21 protein-coding genes and 2 pseudogenes are annotated in these 24431 nt (G+C 58.9%); 12 read left to right on the top strand and 11 right to left on the bottom strand.

Features of this window, described 5'->3' with window-relative positions:
* Positions 1–18: 18 nt before the first annotated feature.
* The gene (locus tag ACM6IR_RS09395) at positions 19–1197 is read right to left on the bottom strand and encodes a trans-sulfuration enzyme family protein (protein WP_414907459.1); all 1179 of its coding nucleotides are present in this window, start codon (positions 1195–1197) and stop codon (positions 19–21) included.
* 22 nt (positions 1198–1219) lie between these two features.
* On the bottom strand, positions 1220–2260 hold the full coding sequence (locus ACM6IR_RS09390; protein ID WP_414907458.1) for a PLP-dependent cysteine synthase family protein: 1041 nt from the start codon (positions 2258–2260) through the stop codon (positions 1220–1222).
* Positions 2261–2477: 217 nt separating this feature from the next.
* Between ACM6IR_RS09390 and ACM6IR_RS09385 the strand changes: the two genes are divergently transcribed.
* Positions 2478–2936 carry an Lrp/AsnC family transcriptional regulator gene (locus ACM6IR_RS09385; RefSeq protein ID WP_414907457.1) on the top strand — a complete coding sequence of 153 codons (459 nt, stop codon included), beginning with the start codon at positions 2478–2480 and terminating at the stop codon, positions 2934–2936.
* 129 nt (positions 2937–3065) lie between these two features.
* On the opposite strand, the gene ACM6IR_RS09380 is transcribed toward ACM6IR_RS09385, so the two are convergent.
* Positions 3066–4388: an AAA-associated domain-containing protein gene (locus ACM6IR_RS09380; protein WP_414907456.1), complete on the bottom strand. Its 1323-nt coding sequence runs from the start codon at positions 4386–4388 to the stop codon at positions 3066–3068.
* Between the two features lie 14 nt (positions 4389–4402).
* Positions 4403–6145 (bottom strand): ABC transporter permease, encoded by a 1743-nt coding sequence (locus ACM6IR_RS09375; RefSeq protein WP_414907455.1) that lies wholly within the window; start codon positions 6143–6145, stop codon positions 4403–4405.
* A gap of 606 nt (positions 6146–6751) precedes the next feature.
* Here ACM6IR_RS09375 and ACM6IR_RS09370 point away from each other — a divergent pair.
* The 6 genes and pseudogenes from ACM6IR_RS09370 to ACM6IR_RS09345 form a co-directional block, all read left to right on the top strand.
* The gene (locus tag ACM6IR_RS09370) at positions 6752–7216 is read left to right on the top strand and encodes an anti-virulence regulator CigR family protein (protein WP_414907489.1); all 465 of its coding nucleotides are present in this window, start codon (positions 6752–6754) and stop codon (positions 7214–7216) included.
* Positions 7217–7584: 368 nt separating this feature from the next.
* Positions 7585–8367, top strand: coding sequence for a transporter substrate-binding domain-containing protein (locus tag ACM6IR_RS09365; RefSeq protein WP_414907454.1), 783 nt, complete (start codon positions 7585–7587; stop codon positions 8365–8367).
* Positions 8368–8421: 54 nt separating this feature from the next.
* The gene (locus ACM6IR_RS09360; RefSeq protein WP_414907453.1) at positions 8422–9150 is read left to right on the top strand and encodes an ABC transporter permease; all 729 of its coding nucleotides are present in this window, start codon (positions 8422–8424) and stop codon (positions 9148–9150) included.
* Positions 9147–9857, top strand: coding sequence for an ABC transporter permease (locus tag ACM6IR_RS09355; RefSeq protein ID WP_414907452.1), 711 nt, complete (start codon positions 9147–9149; stop codon positions 9855–9857). The genes ACM6IR_RS09360 and ACM6IR_RS09355 overlap by 4 nt, the downstream gene beginning before the upstream one ends.
* Before the next feature lie 16 nt (positions 9858–9873).
* On the top strand, positions 9874–10638 hold the full coding sequence (locus tag ACM6IR_RS09350) for an ABC transporter ATP-binding protein (protein ID WP_414907451.1): 765 nt from the start codon (positions 9874–9876) through the stop codon (positions 10636–10638).
* Positions 10639–10858: 220 nt separating this feature from the next.
* Positions 10859–11359, top strand: a pseudogene (locus ACM6IR_RS09345) (hypothetical protein); the annotation flags it as partial.
* A 473-nt stretch (positions 11360–11832) separates the two neighbouring features.
* Here ACM6IR_RS09345 and ACM6IR_RS09340 read toward each other — a convergent pair.
* Together ACM6IR_RS09340 and ACM6IR_RS09335 are read right to left on the bottom strand one after the other, a co-directional pair.
* Positions 11833–12393, bottom strand: coding sequence for a YSC84-related protein (locus ACM6IR_RS09340; protein WP_414907450.1), 561 nt, complete (start codon positions 12391–12393; stop codon positions 11833–11835).
* Positions 12394–12763: 370 nt separating this feature from the next.
* Positions 12764–13022, bottom strand: a pseudogene (locus ACM6IR_RS09335) (hypothetical protein).
* A 281-nt stretch (positions 13023–13303) separates the two neighbouring features.
* Between ACM6IR_RS09335 and ACM6IR_RS09330 the strand changes: the two are divergent.
* Together ACM6IR_RS09330 and ACM6IR_RS09325 are read left to right on the top strand one after the other, a co-directional pair.
* A complete protein-coding gene (locus ACM6IR_RS09330; protein WP_414907449.1) occupies positions 13304–14662 on the top strand; it encodes an MATE family efflux transporter in 1359 nt (452 codons plus the stop codon).
* 178 nt (positions 14663–14840) lie between these two features.
* On the top strand, positions 14841–15410 hold the full coding sequence (locus ACM6IR_RS09325) for a YceI family protein (RefSeq protein WP_414907448.1): 570 nt from the start codon (positions 14841–14843) through the stop codon (positions 15408–15410).
* Between the two features lie 159 nt (positions 15411–15569).
* Here the strand turns inward: ACM6IR_RS09325 and ACM6IR_RS09320 are convergent, their stop codons facing one another.
* The 4 genes from ACM6IR_RS09320 to paoA form a co-directional block, all read right to left on the bottom strand.
* A complete protein-coding gene (locus ACM6IR_RS09320; RefSeq protein WP_414907447.1) occupies positions 15570–16463 on the bottom strand; it encodes a LysR family transcriptional regulator in 894 nt (297 codons plus the stop codon).
* 161 nt (positions 16464–16624) lie between these two features.
* A complete protein-coding gene (gene paoC / locus ACM6IR_RS09315) occupies positions 16625–18820 on the bottom strand; it encodes an aldehyde oxidoreductase molybdenum-binding subunit PaoC (RefSeq protein WP_414907446.1) in 2196 nt (731 codons plus the stop codon).
* On the bottom strand, positions 18817–19773 hold the full coding sequence (locus ACM6IR_RS09310; RefSeq protein ID WP_414907445.1) for an FAD binding domain-containing protein: 957 nt from the start codon (positions 19771–19773) through the stop codon (positions 18817–18819). Before ACM6IR_RS09310 ends, paoC begins: the two co-directional genes overlap by 4 nt.
* Positions 19770–20411 carry an aldehyde dehydrogenase iron-sulfur subunit PaoA gene (gene paoA / locus ACM6IR_RS09305; protein WP_414907444.1) on the bottom strand — a complete coding sequence of 214 codons (642 nt, stop codon included), beginning with the start codon at positions 20409–20411 and terminating at the stop codon, positions 19770–19772. The genes ACM6IR_RS09310 and paoA overlap by 4 nt, the downstream gene beginning before the upstream one ends.
* A gap of 178 nt (positions 20412–20589) precedes the next feature.
* Between paoA and ACM6IR_RS09300 the strand changes: the two genes are divergently transcribed.
* Positions 20590–21279: a GNAT family N-acetyltransferase gene (locus ACM6IR_RS09300; RefSeq protein ID WP_414907443.1), complete on the top strand. Its 690-nt coding sequence runs from the start codon at positions 20590–20592 to the stop codon at positions 21277–21279.
* A 551-nt stretch (positions 21280–21830) separates the two neighbouring features.
* Here ACM6IR_RS09300 and ACM6IR_RS09295 read toward each other — a convergent pair.
* A complete protein-coding gene (locus ACM6IR_RS09295; RefSeq protein WP_414907442.1) occupies positions 21831–22772 on the bottom strand; it encodes a class I SAM-dependent methyltransferase in 942 nt (313 codons plus the stop codon).
* Between the two features lie 240 nt (positions 22773–23012).
* Between ACM6IR_RS09295 and ACM6IR_RS09290 the strand changes: the two genes are divergently transcribed.
* Together ACM6IR_RS09290 and ACM6IR_RS09285 are read left to right on the top strand one after the other, a co-directional pair.
* A complete protein-coding gene (locus tag ACM6IR_RS09290; protein ID WP_414907441.1) occupies positions 23013–23633 on the top strand; it encodes a cytochrome b/b6 domain-containing protein in 621 nt (206 codons plus the stop codon).
* Positions 23630–24415 carry a molybdopterin-dependent oxidoreductase gene (locus ACM6IR_RS09285; RefSeq protein ID WP_414907440.1) on the top strand — a complete coding sequence of 262 codons (786 nt, stop codon included), beginning with the start codon at positions 23630–23632 and terminating at the stop codon, positions 24413–24415. Before ACM6IR_RS09290 ends, ACM6IR_RS09285 begins: the two co-directional genes overlap by 4 nt.
* The last annotated feature ends 16 nt before the right edge of the window (positions 24416–24431 follow it).

The following is a 24431-nucleotide window of genomic DNA, read 5'->3' as shown; positions in this document are numbered from 1 at the left end:
GTGGATCGGGATTTTTTGTTATTCGACGTGGGTTGTGCGCAGCCGCTCAAAGCCCGCATTCAAGTCGGCGATCAGATCGTCGACATGTTCCAGGCCGATGGAGAGCCGGATCAGGTTCTCGCCGATGCCCAGGCTGATTTTCTGGTCATGGCTCAACGAGTTGTGCGACATGCTGTAGGAGTGGTTGATCATGCTCTCCACCCCGCCAAGGGAATCAGCCAGCACAAAGATCGACAGCTGCTCGATGAAGGGTGCCATCGCCTTGCGATCGGCCTTGAGCTTCAGTGAAACCACCGCGCCACCAGAACGCATCTGGCGTTTGCACAGTTCGTGCTGCGGATGGCTTTCCAGCCCCGGGTAGTACACGGCCTCGACCTGCGGGTGCTGGCTGAGGTAGCGGGCGATCTGTAGCGCATTGCTGCACTGGCGCTCCATGCGTACGTCGAGGGTCTTGAGCCCGCGCAGGGCGAGGTAGCAGTCGAACGGCCCCTGGACCGCTCCGATAGCCATGCTGATGCCGCGCAGGCGGGCGAACAGTGGCTCATCGGCGGCCACTACCACACCACCGATCAGGTCGGAGTGCCCGCCGATGTATTTACTCGCCGAGTGCATCACCAGGTCGACGCCATACTCGATAGGACGCTGGTTCCAGGGTGAGCAGAAGGTGTTGTCGACGCAGGTCAGGATGCCGTGGACGCGGGCGAACGCTGTCACATGCGGGATGTCCACCAGTTGCAGCAGAGGGTTGGTCGGTGTCTCGATCCAGATCAGCCGGGTGTTGTCGCGGCGGCTGGCAGCCAGTGCCTCAAGGTCATTGAGGTCGACGTAGGTGGTGCTGAGCCCCGAAGTCTTGCTGCGGTAGTCTTCCATCAGGCGGAAGGTGCCTCCGTAGACGCCCGCCATCACGATCACATGGGAATCTTTGGGCAGTAGCTCAAGCACGGTGGCGGTGGCCGCCAGGCCAGAGGCGCAGGCCACGGCACCGAAGCCGCGCTCCAACTGCGCGATGCAGCTCTCATAGGCATGGCGGGTTGGGTTACCCACTCGCCCGTAGGCGTACTCCGGGTTGTCGTCGAGGCTGCGCTTGATGAACGAACTGGACGTGACGATTGCCGGAAAAATTGTATTGTCGGCATAGGTCGACTGTTCGCCGGCGTGGATCACTTGGGTCGAAAAATTGCTCTTGTTCTGGCTCATAGTCAGCAATGGCTCGCGTGTATTAAAGGTAGCGATCGAGTTGTTTCGCATAGGGTGTGATGTCGCCGATGTTGCGAGCGACCCAGTCGCGGTCGTAATAGGTGTCCAGATAGCGGTCGCCGCTATCGCACATCAGGGTCACGATAGAACCTTGCAGGCCTTGCTCCTGCATCCGCGATGCGACTTTCAGCGCGCCCCACATATTGGTACCGGTGGAACCCCCTGGTTTCTTGCCGAGTACCTTCTCCAGCCAATAGAGGGTGGCGATGCTGGCCGCGTCGGGGATCTTGAGCATGTCGTCGATTACGTCGGGCAGGAAGGACGGCTCAACCTGGGGGCGACCGATGCCTTCTATGCGACTGCCTTTGCTGCCGGTAAGACTGGAGTCGCCTGTTCGATAGCTGTCATAGAAAACCGAGTGCTCCGGGTCCACCACTATCAATTGAGTAGCGTGACCCTTGTAGCGGATGTAGCGACCGATGGTGGCAGTGGTGCCGCCAGTCCCTGCGCTCATGACGACTGCGTGGGGGATGGGGTGCGCCTCGCCGGTCATCTGCTGGAAGATACTGTCGGCAATATTGTTGTTGCCACGCCAATCCGTTGCCCGCTCGGCGTAGGTAAACTGGTCCATATAGTGCCCGTCGCTTTCGCGCGCCAGGCGCTGCGCCTGGGCATAGACCTCTGACGAATGATCAACGAAGTAACAGTGCCCGCCGAGCAGTTCGACCTGCTCTATTTTTTTGCTCGCGGTGTTGCGCGGCATGACGGCGGTGAAACGCAGGCCAAGCAGTTTGGCGAAGTAGGCTTCGGACACAGCGGTGCTGCCCGAGGAAGCCTCGACCACATGGGTACTCTCACGGACCTTGCCACTGCAAATGGCATGCAGAAAAAGCGAGCGCGCCAGCCGATGTTTGAGGCTTCCGGTTGGATGTGTGCTCTCGTCCTTGAGGTAAATGTCGATGCCCTTCAACCCTGGAATTTCCAGCTTGTGGATGTGGGTGTCGGCGGAGCGCAGCAGATCGCAGGAGATACGGCTGATGGCTGTACGGATCCAATCGTTCACAGGGTTTTCCTCGCCCCGGCAGGCGTCAACGGCATAAAGACTATCGCCTGAGGCGTGGCGGGTGTGGCGATGATCTTGTTCATTTTTGAGTGGCTCCGAGCTCGTTTTTCATGGTGTAAATCCTACTGCCACCCACTCGAAAATTAATTTCCATTTCTTCAGCTCTTAGGCTATTTTTTAGAAAAATTTTCTATGTACTAGAGATAAAGAAGAAAAAATGGATAGTTTTGATCGCCATATCCTCTCGCTCCTGCAACGCGATGCCGACATGCCCCTCAAAGATCTGGCTGAAGCTGTCAACCTTTCGACGACCCCCTGCTGGAAGCGGATCAAAAAGCTCGAGAAAGAGGGCTATATCAGAGCCAAAGTTGCCCTGCTGGACCCAGTCCTGCTGGGCCTTGGGCTATCGGTGCTGGTGCAGATCAAGACCCAGCGTCATGACAAGGTCTGGCTGGATACATTCGCCAAGACCGTGTCGCAGTTCGAGGAAGTGATGGCGTTCTATCGGATGTCGGGGGATTGGGACTATATGTTGCGCGTCGTGGTCAGCGACATTGCCGCCTATGACACTTTCTACAAGAAGCTGATCACGAGCGTCGACGGACTTTCCAACATCACATCAAGCTTTGCCATGGAGCAGATCAAGTACACTACGGCACTGCCTTTGCCTCGATAATCTGCTTTGCGTGGCAGGTGCATCTGCCGCAAAGCGATCTCTGGCTGGACGATAGAACCGATGCCGGATCCACAAAACAGGGCACAGAATGTACCCTGTTTGAACGTTCACCCTATGGCGCGTAAAGGGCTAAACGCTGCCTTCAACATCTTCCAGGCTGAAGGTCTCGGTGTGGTCGTCATAGGAGAAAATTTCAGCGTATCGCCCCCAGGTGATCACGCTCTCCAATGTTTTTTCCACAAACGCATCGGTCAGAGAGTCTTCCAGTTCCTGCTCGAAACGCACCCGCGGCGCGCGGTGGCCGTTTCGTTCCTGCAAAACCTTCCGAATGCGGGCAGCCAGTGGCACGTGTTTGACCAGGTGTTCGGCAAAGAGGGTTTTGCGTTCTTGGGTACCGTAGTCAGCGAACAGCCTGCCGGCCTCGGTGAGGGTGATGTCGGCGCCCTTGAGTTCGGCGAAGCCCAGGTGTTCGAGCATTTCAGCGACCGGGAACAGGTCGTCCACCTCCAGCAAGCCCCGTTCTGCGACGTCGGGCAGGCCTGCCTCACCGTTATAGGGCTCGGCGGCCAGGGTTTCGATCAGGCCGGCGATGAGGTTGGTGGAGACTTCCGGTAGCGGGCTGCCCATTTTCAGTTCGGCTTTGCCGGTGCTGGCGTCGGCGCGACGGCGGTCTGTCATCAAGGCATAGATGTCGTCGACCATTTGCCGAAAGGTGGGGTCCAGTCGGTTGCGTGGATGCTCGAAAGGCACTTTGATTTCGGCGACGACCCGCCCGGGGTTTGATGACAGGACCAGGATGCGGTCGCACATCAAAACGGCTTCTTCGATGTTGTGAGTCACGATCAGGATGGATTTGATCGGCAGTTGTTCACCGCTCCACAAGTCCAGCAGGTCGGTGCGCAGTGTTTCGGCGGTCAGCACGTCCAGTGCGGAGAACGGCTCATCCATCAACAGCAGGGTTGGGTTCACCACCAGGGCTCGGGCAAAGCCGACCCGTTGCCGCATACCGCCGGACAATTCCCGCGGATAGGCGTTTTCGAAACCATCAAGGCCGATCAGGTCGATCGCCGCCAGTGCACGCTTGCGGGCGGCCCTGCGTTCGACCTGCAGTGCCTGAAGGCCTGCCTCTACGTTTTCGAGGACGGTCAGCCAAGGGAACAGCGCAAAGGTCTGAAAGACCATCGCCACACCTTCGGCCGGCCCGGTGAGCAGGGCACCGTTGTACCGGACCTCACCCGACGATGGCGGTATCAGGCCGGCAATGATGCGCAGCAAGGTGGATTTGCCCGATCCGGAGCGGCCCAACATGCCGACGATCTCGCCTTCGCGCAGGGTCAGGTCTACATCGCTGAGCACTTGCAACTCGTCCTTGCCCTTGCCAAACGCCCGGCTCACGTTGTTCAGCGCGTAGATTTCGGGGGATGCCTGTGTGTGTTCTGTAAAGGTATTCATGACATCGAATCCCGTTAATTGAGACGGAGTTTGTTTTCAGCAATGGCGTACATCGGCCGCCATACCGCACGATTGAAGGCCACGACAAAGAGCGACATCACCACCACACCCAGAGTGATTTTAGGGAAGTCACCGGCGGCCGTGTTCTGGGCGATGTAAGCGCCCAGGCCGTGTGCCACGACCTTGTCCTGTCCCCATGAAACGAACTCGGAAACGATACTGGCGTTCCACGCCCCGCCAGAGGCAGTAATCGCGCCGGTCACGTAATACGGGAAGATGCCCGGCAGCATCACTTTGCGCCACCACAGCCAGCCGCGAATGCGGAAGTTGACCGCCGCTTCGCGGAAGTCGTTCGGGAACGCGCTGGCACCCGCAATCACGTTGAACAAGATGTACCACTGCGTCCCCAGCACGATCAGCGGGCTCAGCCAGATGTCCGGGTTCAACTGGTAACGCAGAATCACGATGACAAACACCGGGAACAGCAGGTTGGCGGGGAAGGCCGCGAGGAACTGCGCCAGCGGTTGGATTTTTTCTGCCAGGTGCGGGCGCAGACCGATCATCACGCCCAGCGGCACCCAAATCAGCGAGGCCACGGCAATCAACAACACCACACGCAGCAAGGTAATCAGCCCCATGCCGAGCACGTGACCGACCTCACCGAGAGTCACTTCGCTGCTCATGTAGAGGCCGATGTGGTACAGCGTGTAGAGGGTCAACACGGCAATCAGCGTGCCCCACACCCAATCGATCAGCCGTGAAGTGGCCGGGTTCGATGGCGCAGCGTTATGGGTTGAGCGCGACAGGCTGAAGCGGCGGTTGCCGATTCGGCTGAGCGTGCGGGTGAAGGGGCGCAAGATGCGCTGGACCATGCGAGTGCGCTGGATCAGCTTCAACACCCATGATTCCGGCGCGCCGGCCTGGGAGGCGGTGTTTTCCATGCGGAACTTGTCGGCCCAGGCCACCAGTGGCCGGAACAGGAACTGGTCGTAAATCAGGATGACCGCGATCATCGCCAGGATCACGTAAGCCACGGCATGCAGGTCTTGCTGCTGGATGGCGACGGCCAGGTACGAACCCACGCCCGGGAGCATGACGGACTTGTCACCGACGGTGATGGCTTCGGAGGCCACCACGAAGAACCAGCCACCGGACATGCTCATCATCATGTTCCAGACCAGTCCCGGAATGGCGAACGGCACGTCGAGCTTCCAGAACTTTTGCCAGCCGGAGAGTTGAAGGTTGCTGGCCACTTCCTCCAAGTCACGGGGCAGCATGCGCAGTGACTGGTAGAAACTGAATGTCATGTTCCAGGCCTGGCTGGTGAAGATGGCAAAAATGGCAGCGAATTCAGCGCCGAGCACCCGCCCTGGAAACAACAGCAGAAAAAACGTCACAGTGAACGAGATGTAGCCCAGCACCGGCACCGATTGCAGGATATCCAGCACCGGCACCAACAGTTTCTCGGCCCGGCGGCTCTTGGCCGCCAGGGTTCCGTAGAGCAAGGTAAAGACCAGGGACGCAGCCATTGCTGCGAGCATGCGCAGGGTGGTGCGCATCGCATATTCGGGCAGGCTGGCCGGGTCGAGTGAGATGACCTCACCCTGCAAGGTGGACATCGGCGCCCAGGTTTCCCGTGCGGCAATCGAGAAAAACAGCAAGAAGCCGATGACCAGCGGCAAGGCGACCAGATCCCAGCGGTTAGGCAGTAATCGCAGGGTCGTGGCCGGGATGTAATGACGGAATATCTTGTTCATATTCAGTGATTCCAACAGCGTTCTGAGTAAGGTGCATGACCACAAGCCAACACTTTCTTGAGCGCACGCGTCTAAATCTGCTCAGTACGCAGTCAAAGCACAGCACACTCTTGAGGGTTGGTAAAACAATGAAGTGAGGTCACGCAAACGAACGCTGAAGGCAGAAGCAGAAACGGCACGTGAAATCAGCAAGGGAAATTGCCGGGTCAAACGCTGCGCTCGGCTTTATTACGCCTGGCTTGTGTATGCATGACCCACCGAGAATGGGCAGGGTCCATGGCCGGACGCTCCTTTGGTGGGTTGAAATGGGTTTCTGGGCGGGGAAAATTATACGTATCAAATTGTGACGGGTGGATAAAATAAACTTAACTTTTGAAGGTTTAAAAGTTCACATTACCTGTGTATTGGAGGGGGCTCCGCATCCAGTGTGAGCTGACCTGTTTGAAGTACAAACGCTTCACGGAAACTGATTTTCTCTGGCCGGCACCGTTGCAAAGCCGGCCGTACTTCCGAAAATTCGAGCGTCGGAGGGAGTGCATGGAACCCAAAGCGTTGATAGCGTCTAAATTTACCAAGAAATATCCCGCCATATTGAAGGAACGACTCATGCTCAGATCCCGCTCATTGATTGCAGCAATTACATGCCTTGCCCTGGTATCCGGCTCAGCGACTGCATTAGCCGACCCCGGTAATGGAAAGGGAAACGGCAATGGAAATTCGCAAAACAACCAGGTTCATGGCAACCAGGGAGGTCATGCAAACAAAGGTAAAAATTCCGGGGGGGGCAATTGGGATAATGGCCCAAGTATCAATCACGCAGGCGTACTTGGGATTGTTGGCGGATATCGGGACTACTGGAGCCCCGGACCTGCATTGCCACCCGGCATTCAAAAGAACCTCGCTCGAGGCAAGCCGCTTCCCCCCGGGATTGCCAAAAAGCTGGATGGCCGGTTGAACGGCAGGCTGCCTCATTATGATGGCTATGAATGGCAGCAAGCTGGCACCGACTTGATACTGGTCGCGCTGGCAACCGGGCTCATCTACGAAGTGCTCAACGGTGCTTTTGATTAACCGGTAGGGGCCACCTTCCAGTGGCTTTTTCCCGTTAGCCCTTTAAGTACCCTCTCGCTGACAAGCGGCGTCCGTATGGCTGAGGTCGGTGACTGAGGCTTCTCATTTTTTGTTACCGCGCACCCCAACTGCGTACAAAATCCAGCGGCGGTAACAGCCTTACGGCTGTGTCCGCCCTGCGCTCTACTATTGGAAAGCCCCGTCCCAGACAGCTTCGTGCACTTTTATCGGCGGCCACGCAACGAATTGGCCAGACGATTGCATATGCTTGTCTGTACAAGTAAGTGCGTGTGCATAAGATGGTTCGCCTCGCAGTACCCCTGCAATTGCGCCACAAGCGCTTTCGATAGACCTTGGAAATTAAAACAATGAAAAAAGCATTTCTGACCCTTTCTGCATTGGCATTGTGTGTGGCTGCCGGCTCGGCCCTGGCCAAGGAATACAAGGAACTGCGTTTTGGTGTCGATCCATCCTACGCGCCCTTCGAATCCAAGGCCGCCGATGGCAGCCTGGTGGGCTTCGATATCGACCTGGGCAATGCGATCTGCGCCGAGCTGAAGGTCAAGTGCAAATGGGTTGAAAGCGATTTCGACGGCATGATTCCGGGCCTCAAGGCCAACAAGTTCGACGGCGTGATCTCCTCCATGACCGCAACGCCTGCCCGTGAGAAAGTCATCGACTTCTCCAGCGAGCTGTTCTCCGGCCCGACCGCGTTGGTGTACAAGAAAGGCAATGCCATCGGCATTGATCCGGCTTCGCTCAAGGGCAAGAAGATCGGCTATGAGCAGGGCACCATCCAGGAAGCCTACGCCAAGGCCGTACTGGACAAGGCCGGTGTCGAGACCCAGGCCTACGCCAACCAGGACCAGGTCTATACCGACTTGATCTCCGGCCGCCTCGATGCCTCGATCCAGGACATGCTGCAAGCCGAACTGGGCTTTTTGAAGTCGCCGCAAGGTGCCGGCTTTGAAATCAGCAAGCCGGTCGACAGCGAGTTGCTGCCAGCGAAAACCGCAGTGGGCATCACCAAAGGCAACGCCGAGCTCAAGGCTTTGCTGGACAAGGGCATCAAGGCGCTGCATGACAACGGCACCTACGCGGCCGTCCAGCAGAAGCACTTCGGTGACCTGAACCTTTACAGCGGCAAGTAATGACCCTGCGCCCATCCCGGATGGGCGCTTTCTTGATTGCCAAAGGGCTGCGCAATGTTCGAAAACCTACTGCAGATTCTGGGACTGTCCGGCTTCAGCCTTAAGGGCTTCGGCCCGCTGTTGCTGCAAGGCTCCTGGATGACTGTCAAATTATCCTTTCTGTGCTTGCTGGTGAGCGTGGGCCTGGGCCTGATCGGCGCCAGTGCCAAGCTTTCCAAGTCAGCTTTGCTGCGCGTCCCGGCGCAGGCCTACACCACGCTGATCCGCGGGGTGCCGGACCTGGTGCTGATGCTGCTGATTTTCTACAGCCTGCAAACCTGGCTGACCAGCCTGACCGAAGCCCTGGGTTGGGACTATATCGAGATCAACCCGTTCGGTGCCGGGGTCATCACCCTGGGCTTCATCTACGGGGCGTATTTCACCGAGACCTTCCGTGGCGCGATCCTCGCCGTGCCCCGCGGCCAGATGGAAGCGGCCACCGCCTACGGCCTGACCCGCGCCCAGCGTTTTCGCTTCGTGGTGTTCCCGCAAATGATGCGCTTTGCCCTGCCGGGCATTGGCAATAACTGGATGGTGATCCTCAAAGCCACTGCACTGGTCTCGATCATCGGTCTGGCCGATCTGGTCAAGGTGGCCCAGGATGCGGGCAAGAGCTCCTATCAGTTGTTCTTCTTCCTGGTGCTGGCCGCCTTGATCTACCTGGTGATTACCACCGCTTCGAATTACGTCTTGCGTCGGCTGGAAATCGTGTACGCCGCAGGCACCCGGGAGGCCGTACGATGATCGAACTACTGCAGGAATACTGGCGACCGTTCCTTTACCAGGACGGCAGTCACATCACCGGGCTGGCCATGACCCTCTGGTTGCTCAGTGCCTCGATCTTCTTCGGCTTTGTGATGTCGATTCCGTTGTCGATTGCCCGGGTGTCGTCCAATGTCTGGGTGCGCTGGCCGGTGCAGTTCTACACTTACCTGTTTCGCGGTACGCCGCTGTATATCCAGTTGCTGATTTGCTACACCGGCATCTACAGCTTTGCTGCAGTACGCGCCCAGCCGTTACTTGATGCGTTCTTTCGCGATGCGTTGAACTGCACCATTCTGGCTTTTGCCCTGAACACCTGCGCCTACACCACGGAAATCTTCGCCGGGGCGATCCGCAGCATGAACCACGGCGAAGTCGAGGCGGCCAAGGCCTATGGCCTGCGCGGCTGGAAGCTGTATGCCTACATCATCATGCCGTCGGCTCTGCGCCGCTCGTTGCCGTACTACAGCAACGAAGTGATCCTGATGCTGCATTCGACCACCGTGGCGTTTACCGCCACCGTGCCGGACATCCTCAAGGTTGCTCGGGACGCCAACTCGGCAACCTTCCTGACCTTCCAGTCGTTCGGTATCGCCGCAATCATCTACCTGGCCGTCACTTTCTCTCTGGTCGGTTTGTTCCGCCTGGCCGAACGCCGCTGGCTGTCTTTCCTCGGCCCGGCTCATTAATTCAGGAAGCTTGCACATGTACAAACTGACCGTTGAAAACCTGCATAAAAGCTACGGCAACCACGAAGTCCTCAAGGGTGTTTCGCTGAACGCCAAAACCGGCGACGTGATCAGCCTGATCGGCGCCAGTGGTTCGGGCAAGAGCACCTTTCTGCGTTGCATCAACTTCCTGGAAACGCCCAACGACGGCGCCATGAGCCTGGACAACCAACCGATTCGCATGGTCCATGACCGCCACGGCATGCGCGTGGCGGATGCCGATGAACTGCAACGCCTGCGCACGCGCCTGGCGATGGTGTTCCAGCATTTCAACCTGTGGAGCCACATGACCGTGCTCGAAAACATCACCATGGCCCCGCGCCGGGTGCTGGGGGTCAGCAAGAAGGACGCCGAGGAGCGCGCTCGTCGGTATCTCGACAAGGTGGGACTGCCGTCGCGGGTCGCCGATCAGTACCCGGCGTTTCTCTCGGGTGGTCAGCAGCAGCGCGTCGCCATTGCCCGGGCCCTGAGCATGGAGCCGGAGATCATGCTGTTCGACGAACCGACGTCTGCGCTCGACCCGGAGCTGGTGGGCGAGGTACTCAAGGTGATTCAGGGGCTGGCCGAAGAAGGTCGCACCATGATCATGGTGACCCACGAAATGAGCTTCGCCCGCAAGGTGTCGAACCAGGTGCTGTTCCTGCACCAGGGGCGCGTGGAAGAGCAGGGCGCACCCGAGGACGTACTGGGCAACCCCAAGAGCGAGCGTCTGCAACAGTTCCTCAGCGGTAACCTGAAGTAACAAGAGCACCTTCGAGCGACCGCCAGGTCGCTCGAAGGCATCGGCTCAACCTTTCCAGGACAGCACGCTTCACGGGCACGCAGGGGAAAGATAAGGGTAGCCTCTTCTGGCGGTGTATTGATTGGGTTAATGCGCACTGCATTCCGTCTGTCGCAGGATTTTGAACTGTCTGGGGCTTAACGCGTCATAAGTACGCGATAACAACCCTAGGGAAGCAGTCATGCTTTTAAAGAACAAGAGTCTCATTGCTGTAATGTCATGCGCCCTGATGCTTGCGGCCGCTCCGTTACTCCCTGCTGATCTGTCCATCATGAACTCCGCCTTCGCGAAGGACGGTGGTGGTGGTGGTGGTGGTGGTGGCGGCGGCGGTGGCGGTGGAAATGGCGGTGGCGGTGGCGGTGGAAATGGCGGTGGCCATGGCGGCGGTATAGGCGGTGGCCATGGCGGCGGTATGGGCGCCGGTCACAGCGGTTCAAGTCATGCCGGCGACGCTGACAGTGATGGCCACGGCAATGGACTGGCCAGCGATCATGCGGGCAAGGCTGTTCGCGACCATGGTGTAAGCGGAAATCGCTACGGCAGTGATCGCAATAGTGATCGAGGTCATGGCGCGACGACTTCAGGCATCGCCCATTCCAAAGATACTCGCGGCATAGCCAAAGCCAGGGCAATCGCGACCACGACTCCTGGTGATCACAACACCAAAGGGTTGAGTAAAGCCAGGGCAACCGCGACCTCGATTCCTGGTGATCACAACGCCAAAGGGTTGAGTAAAGCCAGAGCAACCGCGACCTCGATTCCAGGTGATCACGACGCCAAAGGGTTGAGTAAAGCCGGGATATCGGTATCTAGAAATCCCGCTGATCCTCTATAACGGCTGACAGGGAAGCACAACAGTCTCAACCGCAAAGCCGGCCGTACGCTGAACTCACTTTGATTTCTTCGACGGATAGTTACCGCGTAAGCCCCCGGATTTGTTGCCGGTTTTGCTGGGCAGGTCAGGCACAACGGGGCGCGATCTGGGCTGAGGGTTGGAACGGCTACGGGGTTGAGGTTGTTTGCTCATTGTTCGCCTCCTGATTTTTCAGCAAGAAGGAGGCGGTTCAATCCGAAAATGGATTTATCGCCTTTATCCTGGGCTGCACTGTCCAGGACTTTTGTTGACTGGCGCATCCGTGCGCCAGACGGTCGGCTTCAGCGCTTGATCAGGGAAATCTTCGTTCCTTCGATGCTGACCCCAGCCATTAACCCCTGCTGGTCGAAAATGAACGCGTAGGCTTCGTCCTTCAGCGTGGAGCTGGACAGGTTCTTCGCGGCCCCTTCATCCACCACGACAACTGTTGGGCCTACGCCGATTTCCCAGCCCTTGGTTTCGCGTATGTACTTCAGGGCTTTGTCGGTCATCAGGAATACCGCGTAGCCGTACGACTGGGCGCCTGCCTGCAGCCCCCATGACCCGGTTACGGAGTTGTAGTAACCGTCTACGTTCTTGCCCTCCAACAATTCGCCTTCGCCATAGCTACCACCAAACACAAGGCCCGCCTTGATGATTTTCGGGAAGACAAGTATCGCCTTGGCTTTGTGTGAAATGGCTTCGGCAGCGGGTGTGGCTTTGTAGAGCCGTTGCAACGCTAGGTGAGATTCGCTATTCAGATCCTCGGCGGTTGCCGCTCCCGCAGTGTTCAGAAAACTCGCCGACGCCAGTGAGGCGGTCGCGAGGACGATCGATAGGAAAAAGCGCATTGACTGAGTCATTTTCGTACTCCAGTTCGGGAGCATTGGATATGAGCAGCAGTTAGCGTCTGTCCCCCTGCAGAAGAGCCTACTGAAAATTATCCGGCGCACCCTAAAGTGTGTGAACGACTGGCTTCGCCCTTGAATGAAGCAACCAGCAGTTTTGATCATCGGCGGTGCCATCACCTGCTTTGACCGCTACGCAGGGACGGGGTTCGTCGTCAAAGCCTGCTTAGGCCGAAAATGGGTTTAATGCCAGTGTAGGAGCGAGCTTGCTCGCGATGGACGTTAACGATAACGCGTGTTTTCTGAATAAACGCGCCGCTTTGAGTCCATCGCGAGCAAGCTCGCTCCTACACTGGCCTTACACCAATAAGGCGCCCGTTTTCATTTACTCAGCCGCTTGGGCTCGCAAGCGTCGGCCGATCACAACCATCGCGCAATGGAATGGCCAGCAGTTTGGAAAAGTCCGACAGCACCACCGTGTCGCAACCAATTTCGGCGCGGAAGGCGATGTTTTCCAGCACTTGGGTGACGGCGCGAATGCGGTAGTCAGCGGTGGCTTGAAGGACGTCGAGTGGAGCTTCGGTGTCGATGAGCAGGGAGGCCGGGATCAGGTCGATTCCGGTGAGGGGCATGTATCTTTCCATAGGTGGCGCTCCGAATCAGATTTAAGGAACTGATCCGATCTGCAGGTCGCCAAACCTGGCCGCCATTTGGGCGACGGGGCGGACTATAAGCTTCATAGGAACGGTCGGCAAGGTTACCGATTCCGAGCTTTATGTAGGAACTTTTATGCAGTCCTAGGACCTTCTTCTCCACTTTGCTGAAACGATCGAACCAGCTCCGAGCTATTCACTGCATTTTGTGTATTGTCGCTGACGCTATCCTCTAGAATCCTATTCCCGCAGCCGAGCTGGACTTCCACCCAATGCAAACCCCGACCACCCAACACCCCCTCTGGAAAACCTACCTCCTTTTCCTCGCCCCCATGGTTCTCTCCAATTTCCTCCAATCCATGACGGGCACCGTCAACAGCATCTATATCGGCCAAATGCTCGGCACCCAAGCTCTGGCAGCCGTATCGGGCATGTTCCCCATCGTATTTTTCTTCATCGCCCTGATCATCGGCCTCGGCTCGGGTGCGGGTGTGCTCATCGGCCAAGCCTGGGGCGCGCGGGAACCGCATTTGGTGAAAGCCATCGCCGCAACCACCTTGCTGCTGGGGGCAATCATCGGCCTGGTGGCCGCGGTATTGGGTAGCGTGTTCGCAAGAGCTGCCTTGCAAGGCCTGGGAACGCCGGCAGACGTACTCGACGACGCTGTGTCCTACGCCCACGTGATGATGTGGATCATGCCGTCGCTGTTGGTGTACGTGCTGTTCACCCAGCTGCTGCGTGGGGTGAGCGACACGGTGTCGCCGCTGGTGGCGCTGGTGGTGTCGACGTGTATTGGGCTGGCGCTGACGCCAGCGTTGATTCGCGGTTGGTTCGGGCTGCCGATGATGGGGATTCAAAGCGCGGCGTATGCCGGGTTGGCGGGCAACTTGTCGGCAATGGGCTGGCTGGCCTGGCGGTTGATTCGCAAGGGCCATCCGTTGGCGCCGGATCGGGAGATGTTGGCGGCGATGCGGCTGGATGGGGTGATTCTCGGCAAAGTGCTGCGCATCGGCTTGCCGACCGGGTTGCAGATGGTGGTGTTGTCATTGTCGGAGTTGGTGATTCTGGCGTTGGTGAATCAGCACGGCTCTCAGGCGACGGCGGCCTATGGCGCGGTGACGCAGATCGTCAATTACGTGCAGTTTCCGGCGCTGTCGATTGCGATCACGGCGTCGATTCTCGGCGCTCAGGCCATCGGGGCAGGGCGCCTTGAACGCCTGGCGCTGATTCTGCGCACAGGGTTGATGATCAATGTGTGTCTGACCGGTGGGTTGGTGCTGTTGGGTTATGGGTTGTCGCACTGGCTGCTGGGGTTGTTCCTCACGGAAGATTCCACTCGAGCGAAGGCGGAGCACCTGCTGCACATCATGCTTTGGAGTATGTTGGTGTTTGGTTTCCAGGCGATCATCGGCGGCATCATGCGTGCCAGTGGCACGGTGTTGGTGCCGATGGCCGTTTCGATTATTTGTGTGGTACTGGTGCAATTGCCGGTGGCGTATGTGCTGGACCAGCAGTTCGGGTTGCAGGGTGTGTGGATGGCATTTCCGGTGGCTTATCTGGGGATGCTGGTGTTGCAGACGCTGTACTACAAATGGGTTTGGCAGCATCAGAAAATCGAGCGGTTGGTATAGACGCAGGCGCTTGATGTCGGACACCGTCAGATCGACAGGAAACGCCCGATGCCGCCAGAGAGTCGCAAGTCTCGGCGGGGGGTGGAATAAAGAGCAGTTCTTTGCTTAAGTCCATCTGTCGCTGGCCCGTGTGTGCGGGCATCTCAGCTCTTGGCGTAGCCCCCGATCGGACAATCCCATGACTTCTCGATTCCCTCGGTTCGCTGTATTGGCCGCCGCGCTCACTTTCGGCTTCTTGCCCCGCGCCCACGCGGTCGAATACACGCAAGTGAATGAGACCGCCAGCACGATCTCCTTCACCTATAACCAGTTCAGCTCGCGGGTGTATGGCACGTTTGGCAAGTTCAAGGCCACGCTTGATTTCGACACGGCGAACCCCGCCGTCGGCCATGCCGCGCTCACCATTCAGCTCGACAGCATCGATGCCGGCAGCGAACAGGCCAACACAGAACTGCAAAAGCCCGCGTGGTTTGACACGGCAACGTATCCGGTGGCGACGTTTGAATCGACCGGCGTAAAAGCCCAAGGCAAAAACCATTACACGATCACCGGCAAACTCACGCTCAGAGGTATAACCCGTGAGGTAGCCGTTCCTGTCCTGCTGAAGGCGGCGAACGCCATCGGAATCTTCGATGGCCAGCTAACGCTCAAGCGTAGCGACTTCAAAGTCGGCGAAGGCGAATGGGCCGATAGCGTGGTTTCCGACGACATCAATATCCGGTTTCGAATGGTTGCGCCGCAACGCTAGCGTGCCGTGCTACTTATGACGCCAATGCCCTTCGCGAGCAGGCTCGCTCCCACACTGGACCTTCGTTGCACCCCGATTTTGTGCTCATTGAAGCTCTACTGTGGGAGCGAGCCCGCTCGCGAAGGCGTTTTTACCATCACGCGACATTCCGGTGCGGTTTCAGGTTCGATAACGTAGCGCATCCAGCAGCAGTGCAAACGCGGGCGAGGCTTGGCGACGGCTGGGGTAATACAGATGGAACCCGGCAAACGGTGCACACCAGTCTTCAAGCACTGGCACCAGTCGGCCTGCTGCAATGTGTGGTGCTACCAGGTCTTGCGGAATGTAGCTCAAGCCGAAACCGTCGAGTGCTGCGTGCAGGAGCTGGTACACACCGTTAAACGTGACCTGCCCCGACACCCGGACATTCAGGCTTTCCTGAGCCTTTTTAAACTCCCAGGCGTACAAGCCGCCGTGGGTGGGCAGCCGCAGGTTATTGCACGAGTGCTCCGTCAAATCCCGCGGCGTCAGCGGTTTCGAGCGGTTGGCAAAGTACGCCGGGGAGCCCACCACCCGCATGCGCATGTCCGGCCCGATGCGAGTCGCGATCATGCCCTGCGCCACGTCCTCGCCCAAACGCACACCCGCATCGAACCCCTCGGCGGCGATGTCGACGAAGCCGTAGTCGCAGCACACTTCTACCGAGATGTCCGGGTACTGCGCCAGAAAGGGTTTCAATACCGGCCAGAGGATGAACTCCAACGCATGGTCCATCGCATTGATGCGGATTTTACCCGCCGGTTTGTCCCGCAGAACGCTCAGCGCGGCCAGTTCGATCTCGATTTCTTCGAAGTGCGGACCAACCGTTTCCAACAGGCGCTGACCGGCCTCGGTGGGCGACACGCTGCGTGTCGTGCGCGTCAGCAGGCGCAGCCCCAATCGTGCTTCCAGGTCGCGAATCGTATGGCTCAGCGCCGACTGGGAAACACCGAGCTTACCGGCCGCCTTGGTAAAACTTCGCTCCCGTGCAACCGCAAGGAAGGCGAGCAAATCATTGGCGTTTTCCCGAAGCATTCATGAGGCTCCCTCATAGGTCTTAACTGATTCTAGCGGCTAATCAGAGGAGTGAGCAGCGGGTAAATTGAAGAGGATCGGGCAGACGTTGATCGTCACCGCAGGCACCGGCTGGGTACAGCAGTTCGGCCAAATCCATACGGATTGCGGGCGCGAGTCATTCAAATCATTGGCGGTAATTTATCCAGGATCTTGTCCAGGGTGATCGGGTAGTCCCGAACGCGCGCACCTGTGGCGTTATAGATCGCGTTGGCAATGGCCGCGCTGACACCACAGAGACCCAATTCCCCGACACCTTTGGCTTTCATCGGTGATGACATCGGGTCGGTCTCATCGAGGAAAATCACTTCCTGATGCGGTATATCCGCGTGCACCGGCACTTCATACCCCGCCAGATCGTGATTGACGAAGAAGCCCTGACGCTGGTCCACCACCAACGCCTCCATCAATGCCGCACCGACCCCCATTGTCATCGCACCAATCACCTGGCTGCGCGCCGAGATCGGGTTGAGAATGCGCCCGGCCGCGCACACGGCCAGCATCCGTCGCACGCGGGTTTCTCCCGTCGCGACGTCGACAGCGACTTCGACAAAGTGCGCGCCGAAGGTGGATTGCTGGTACTTATTGCTCAGTTCAGCGAACTCGATGGCGTCTTCGGCGACGATCTCCCCGCCTTGCGCGACGCTGCCCAATGGCACTATTTTCCCGCCGACACGCACCTCACCGTCGATGAACACCACTTCGTCGGCATTGACGCCCAGGCGTTGCGCAACCGCCTCGCGGAGCTTGACGCAGGCTGCGTACACGCCTGCCGTCGAACAGTTGGCGCCGAACTGCCCACCGGATCCGGACGACACGGGAAAGTGTGAATCACCCAGGCGCACGACCACTTTATCGAGTGGCACGCCCATCATTTCTGCCGCCGTCTGGCCGATGATCGTGTAACTCCCGGTGCCGATGTCGGTCATGTCGGTTTCCACCGTCACGTTTCCCTGATCATCCAGCCGAACGCGTGCCCCGGATTTCACCTGGAGGTTATTGCGAAACGCGACACCCACACCCATGCCGATCAGCCAGCGGCCATCGCGCTGCGTGCCCGGTTGCGCATGACGCTTGTTCCAACCAAAACGGTTGGCCCCGTTGCGCAGGCATCCGACCAGTTGCCGCGTTGAAAAAGGCCGGTCAGGGTGGGTCGGATCGACCTGCGTGTCGTTGAGAATCCGAAACTCGATGGGGTCGAGCTTGAGTTTTTCCGCCATCTCGTCCATGGCGATTTCCAGTGCCATCAGGCCGGGCGTTTCACCCGGTGCGCGCATGGCATTGCCTTCAGGCAAATCAAGCGTTGACAGGCGCATCGTCACCCGTCGATTTTCGGCGGCATACAACAGTTTGCTCGGTTGCGCGGCCCGCTCGACTTTGCCGCCGGGCAAATCGCCGGACCAGCTTTCGTGGCCGATGGCGGTCATCTTGCCGTCGCGAGTGGCGCCGATGCGGATGCGTTGGATGGTCGCCGGGCGGTGGGTGGAATTGTTGAACATCATTGGGCGCGCCAGTGCGACTTTCACCGGTCTGCCGGCCAGGCGCGCGCCGAGGGCTGCGAGCACCGCGTCCGCCCGGATGAACAGCTTGCCGCCAAAGCCACCGCCAATGTAGGGCGAAATCAGCCGCACGTTTTGCTTCGGTATACCGAGGGTGGTCGCCAGATCGCTGACAGACCAGTCGATCATTTGATTGGACGTCCACACCGTCAGTTGGTCGCCTTCCCATGAGACCATCGAGGCGAAGGGTTCCATCATCGCGTGGGCCTGATCGGGGGTGGTGTAGGTCTCGTCCAGTTGCACGGGCGCTGACGCGAACGCACCGGCAAAATCGCCATGGGTGACGTCCGGCATTTCTGTGGTGGGCGCCGCCGATTCGCGGGTGCTGGCGAGATTGAAGGCGCCCTCTGCGGCTGCATAATTGACGGTGACCAATTCAGCAGCGGCTCTAGCCTGTTCGAACGTTTCGGCCACCACCAATGCAACGGCCTGGTGGTAGTGCTGGATATCGGGGCCGGCCAGCAGTTTTGCGGTGTTGTATTTGCCCTGGCCGAGTTTGCCGGCATTCGCCGCCGTGACAATGGCGATCACTCCCGGTGCGGCTGTGGCAGCGTCCAGCTCCATGGAGCTGATACTCCCTTTGGCGATGGCCGAGCCGACCACCACGCCATACGCCTGATTCGGTACAGCATTGTGGTGCTCATACGCGTAGGGCGCAGTGCCGGTGGTCTTTAACGGCCCTTCGATACGGGGCGTGGGCTTGCCGACCACTTTCAACTGATCGATAGGATTGGTCGTGGCGGGGGTGTCGAATTTCATGCCTGAGCCCTCGCTTGCGTCATCACGGAAGCGAGCGTGCGCTCGACGAGGGTCAGTTTGAATGCGTTTTCAGGGGTCGGTGTGGCGCCGGCGAGCAACTGTTCAGTGACCGCTTTTGCGCCTTGCGCCATCGCCGACTCGGCAGCCTCCACCCGCCATGGCTTGGGCGCGACGCCGCCCAGCGCAACACGGCCTGAGCCGTCCCGCTGAATCACGGCACCGACGGCAATCAGGGCGAATGCATAAGACGCACGGTCACGGACCTTTTGGTAAATGTGCGTGCCGCCGAGCGGCGTCGGGAGTGTGACAGCCGTAATCAACTCGTGTGCGGCCAAGGTAGTTTCGATATTTGGCGTATGGCCAGGCAGTCGATGCAAGTCCGCCATCGGAATGACGCGTGTGGTGCCGTCGGGTCGCACCGTTTCAATTTGCGCATCCAGGGCACGCATCGCCACCGCCATGTCGCTGGGGTGCGTGGCAATGCAGGCATCGCTCACACCGATGATGCCGAGCGGCCGACTGTAGCCATTGATGGCGGAACAGCCGCTGCCAGGCTGGCGTTTGTTGCACGCTTGATTCGTGTCATAGAAGTAAGGGCAACGGGTGCGTTGCAGCAGATTGCCCGCCGTAGTCGCCATGTTGCGCAACTGGCCGGATGCGCCCGCGAGCAGGGCGCGGGAGAGCAAGCCGTAATCCTTTCTGATGCGTGCGTCGGCTGCGAGGTCGGTGTTTCTGACCAGCGCGCCGATTCTCAAGCCGCCTTCCGGCGTGGCTTCGATCCGGTCCAGTGCGAGGCCGTTGACGTCGATGAGTTGGGTCGGCGTCTCGATTTCGAGCTTCATCAGATCCAGCAGATTGGTGCCGCCCGCAATGAACCGCGAGCCGTTGTCCTGTGCGGCCAGCGTTGCGGCTTCGGCCGGGGATTGGGCGCGTAAATAGGTAAAGGGCCTCATGCGCTGGCCTCCGCGACGTCGGTGATCGCCTCAATGATGTTGGAATATGCACCGCAGCGGCAGATATTGCCGCTCATGCGCTCCTGGAGTTCGCTGGCGATCAGCTGGGGCTGTTCGGTAAGACTGGGGCTGGCATGGCTTGGAATGCCGTTGCGGATTTCCTCCAGCACCGCGACGGCGGAACAGATCTGCCCCGGCGTGCAATACCCGCACTGATAGCTGTCGTGCTTGATGAATGCCGCCTGCATCGGATGAAGTTTTTCCGGTGTTCCCAAGCCTTCAATGGTGGTGACCTTCGAGCCTTCGTGCATCACCGCCAGCGTCAGGCAGGCATTGATGCGCCGGCCATCGACAATCACCGTGCAGGCGCCGCACTGACCCTGGTCGCAGCCTTTTTTGCTGCCGATGAGCTGCAGGTTCTCGCGTAGCGCATCGAGCAGTGTGGTGCGGGTGTCGACCTCCAGTGCGCGAACTTCACCGTTCACCGTGATCGACAGCTTCGATTTGATGGCGCGCGCGGCATTGGCCGCCGAGGCTTGCGCGCAGATGAACGGGGGAAGCGCCAACGCTGTCGCGGTAACGGCACCGACAATCAGGAATTTACGTCTGGATATCGATGTCAGGTCACGGTCGTCCATTGGTTCGATTCCTATGTGGAGCCGGCGTTGCTTACCAGAAATAGTGACCCCTACGGGTGCTGAAGGTTTTTGCGTTTTTCGGCTATAGAGTTATGTGTCCTGCTCATGAATCGCCTTAGCGCACGGGAAGCGCCAGCACGTTATGATTGGCACGTCCGCCCTCAACGTCAGAGCCACAATGCCCCAGATCACCCATTTCAAAACGCCGTGCCCCGAACACCTCAACAGTCAGATCCTGCAGATGGTCGTCGACAACCTGACCGACATCAGCATGGTCGCCATCCCACCGAGCAATCTGTTGTACAACGTGTACCAGTACGCGATTGGCTATGAGGTTCACCTTTATCTGGAGGCGTTGAACGGGGCGAAAGGGATTGCGGTGGAGTTGCTGGTCGCGACGGACGTCGACGATCCGGACACGGTCGTCGGCTTTTTGCTGTTCCTGCCCATCAAGGACGATCCCGAGGCGTGTGGCGTGGCCTATATGGCGGTGCAGGCCGGTCATCGGCGTCAGGGCGTCGCGCGGCGCCTGCTACGGGAAATGGTCGGCCGCTACCCGCACGCCGAGCTGACGTGCTCGGTTGCCAAGGTCTCCTGGTTTGAGTCGATGGGGTTTCAGGTCGTGGGCGTGCGCGGGACGCAGGTGTTGATGAATACCCTCGATCATGGCTCCGACGGCTTGATGGGGCTGCTGGATGTCGCGTCGATCTACAGCTCGCTGGAGGTGCGGCAGATTCATACTTACCTGCTGCAAAAGCACGGCAAGCGGGCGATGCTCGATGCGGAAAAGCAGCGTGACCGGCATCTGGACCAGATGATGCGCAAGGCCAATGAATTTGTCCGCGAACGCTTGGGTGTACACGGTTAAAAAGGTGGGAGCGAGCCTGCTCGCGAAGGCGGTGTGTCAGTCAAATCAATGTTGAATTCCAGGGCCCCTTCGCGAGCAGGCTCGCTCCCACAGGAGCCCGGCCAGTGCCGGGCTTTTGGGTGTCGGGTGATTAAAAAAGAGCCTCAACGCTCTATGATGGGGAGGAAGTAGAGCCCTGAGGCTCAAGATGCGCATGAAGCAAGTGGTGAGCTTGATAGGGGTTCAATTCACTCACCACTTACGCAACGGCTTGACTCAACAAGCGGGCTGCGTAAATCCATCGTAGGAAGTTGCGGTTTTGCACTCAAGTACCGCTAGTCGAATCCCCCGGCCCCTGTGGGGCGAGCCTGCTCGCGAAGGGCAAATCCCAGACAAAAATTAACACGCCTCCTGTAGCAGCTGGCGAAGCCTGCGTTCGGCGGCGAAGCCGTCGTAAAATCAGCCAGCGCGGTGTATCAGAAACACCTCATGCACAGGTTTTACGACGGCTTCGCCGCCGAACGCAGGCTTTGCCAGCTGCTACGGATCGCGTCTCCCACAGAGCGCAGAATTCAGTCCCCGAGTGTGAACACCAACGCCTTCAGCCCGCACTCGACATCCGCGTCAGGAAACTCTGGCGGATTGTCCAGCCGTTGCACAAAACGCAGGCTTGGTGCTTCACGGGTGACGCCGTCGATGAGGAAGTCCGCACCGAAGGCCGGGTCGTTCATGCAGGCCAGCACGGTGCCTTGCGGGCTAAGTAATTCCGGCAGGCGGCGCAGCACGCGCTGGTAGTCCTTGGTCAGCAGGAAGCTGCCTTTCTGAAAGGATGGCGGGTCGATGATCACCAGGTCGTAAGGGCCCTTGCCGATCACCTTACCCCATGATTTGAACAGGTCATGGCCAAGAAAACTCACCTTGCTCAAGTCATGCCCGTTGAGCCGATGATTGTCGCGACCACGGCTCAGGGCCGGGCTGGACATGTCCAGGTTGACGACTTGCGTCGCGCCGCCTTCGATGGCCGCCACCGAGAATCCGCAGGTGTAGGCAAACAGATTCAACACCCGCTTGCCCTCGGCATTCGCCCGCACCCAGTCGCGACCGTAACGCATGTCGAGGAACAGGCCGGTGTTCTGTTTACGGCCCAGGTCCACTCGATACTGCAGGCCGCCCTCGGTGATCGTCAGCTCGTCGATCTCATCGCCCACTAACCACTCGGTGGTGCTTTGCAGCAAATAGCGGTGTTGTAACAGCAAGGTGCGCGCGCCCGATTGTTCCCAGGCGGGCGACTGCGTGAGCGCCAGCAGTTGCTGTTTCAACGCCTCAAGTTGCGCCGCTTCAGGTTCCTTGAACAGCGACACCAGCACCACGCCTTGCAGCCAGTCCACCGTCAATTGCTCCAGTCCCGGCCAGCAACGGCCACGGCCGTGGAACAGCCGGCGGGTTTCCGCGGGGGGCGTTGCCAGGGCGGTCAGCAAATGGGCATGCAGGGTGCAGAGGGCGTCTGAGTTCATCGGGCTGGGTCGGCAATTTGAGGGGGCGGCATTTTAACCACGCAATACCTGTGGGAGCGAGCCTGCTCGCGAAGGCGTCGTGCCAGTCGAAATCAATGTTGATTGACCGCATTCGCGAGCAGGCTCGCTCCCACAGGTTTTGAGGGGGTAATTATCACGTTTAATTTAACTTTACGTGAGGATTTGGCGATCTTCAGCCCCCCATACTTGGCCCCATCGATCAACCGCCGGGAGCCCGACATGTCGCAATTACCTGCTCCACCCACGGTCAACACTCATCCGCGCTGGCTGCGGCTGACCCATTGGCTGAACGCCCTGGCGGTGCTGGTGATGGTCACCAGCGGCTGGCGAATCTATGACGCCTCACCCCTTTACGATTTCAGTTTTCCCAAGTCGATCACCCTGGGCGGCTGGCTTGGCGGCGCGCTGCAATGGCATTTCGCGGCGATGTGGTTACTGGCGATCAACGGCCTCATCTACCTGATCATCAACATTGCCAGTGGCCGTCTGTCGCGGCGTTTTTTTCCGGTCTCGCCCAAAGGTGTCGTACATGACCTGTGGGCCGCGTTGCGAGGGCGGCTGGGGCATGCCGACCTGAGTCATTACAACCACGTGCAACGGGTGGCCTACCTGTTCGTGATGGTCGACATAGCGCTGCTGGTGGTTTCCGGGCTGGTGTTGTGGAAATCCGTGCAGTTCCCGCTGCTGCGTGAATTGCTGGGCGGCTACGACACCGCACGGCATGTGCACTTCATCGCAATGTCGCTGTTGGTGGCTTTCGTCGCGGTTCATCTGGTGATGGTGGCAGTGGTTCCCAAAACGCTGTTGGCCATGATTGTCGGTCGCAAGGAGTCGGTATGAAAAAGCGCATAGACGGTTCAGGGCTGGACGAGTCGTCCATCCTGACAGACGCCCGGAAAATCATCGCACCGCAGATCGAGGATCGCTCACGTCGCTCGTTTCTGATGCGTAGCCTGACCCTCGGCGGCGTTGCCATGCTGTCCGGGTGCAACCTGACTGACAACGAAAGCGTCGAGACGGCGCTGTCCTCCATGTCCCGATTCAATGACCGGGTGCAGGGCTGGTTGTTCAACCCCAATGCACTGGCGCCGACCTATCCCGAGTCGATGATCACCCGACCGTTTCCCTTCAATGCCTTTTACGGCATCGACGAGGCACCGACCGTAGAGGAAGAAAGCTATCGCCTGGAGGTCACCGGACTGGTCGCCGACAAACGCAGCTGGCGCCTCGAAGAACTGCGGGCCATGGCGCAGACCGAGCAGATCACCCGGCACATCTGTGTCGAGGGCTGGAGCGCTATCGGGCGCTGGGGCGGCGTGCGGTTCAGCGATTTCCTGAAACGGGTCGGTGCCGACACGGATGCCAAATATGTCGGTTTCAAATGCGCCGACGACTACTACACCAGCATCGACATGGCCACTGCGCTGCACGCGCAGACCTTGCTGACACTGACCTATGACGGCGCGGTGCTGCCGCGTCAATACGGCTTCCCGATGAAGCTGCGCATGCCCACCAAGCTGGGCTACAAAAACCCCAAACACATTCAGGCGATTTTCGTCAGCAACACCTACAGCGGTGGCTACTGGGAAGACCAGGGCTACAACTGGTTCGGTGGCAGCTGACGGCGCCTGCCCACTT

The organism is Pseudomonas sp. IT-P253 (assembly GCF_949768125.1).
Classification (GTDB): Bacteria; Pseudomonadota; Gammaproteobacteria; order Pseudomonadales; family Pseudomonadaceae; genus Aquipseudomonas.
Note: the sequence above shows the minus strand (reverse complement) of the source record. Positions and strands in the feature narration are given on the sequence as shown.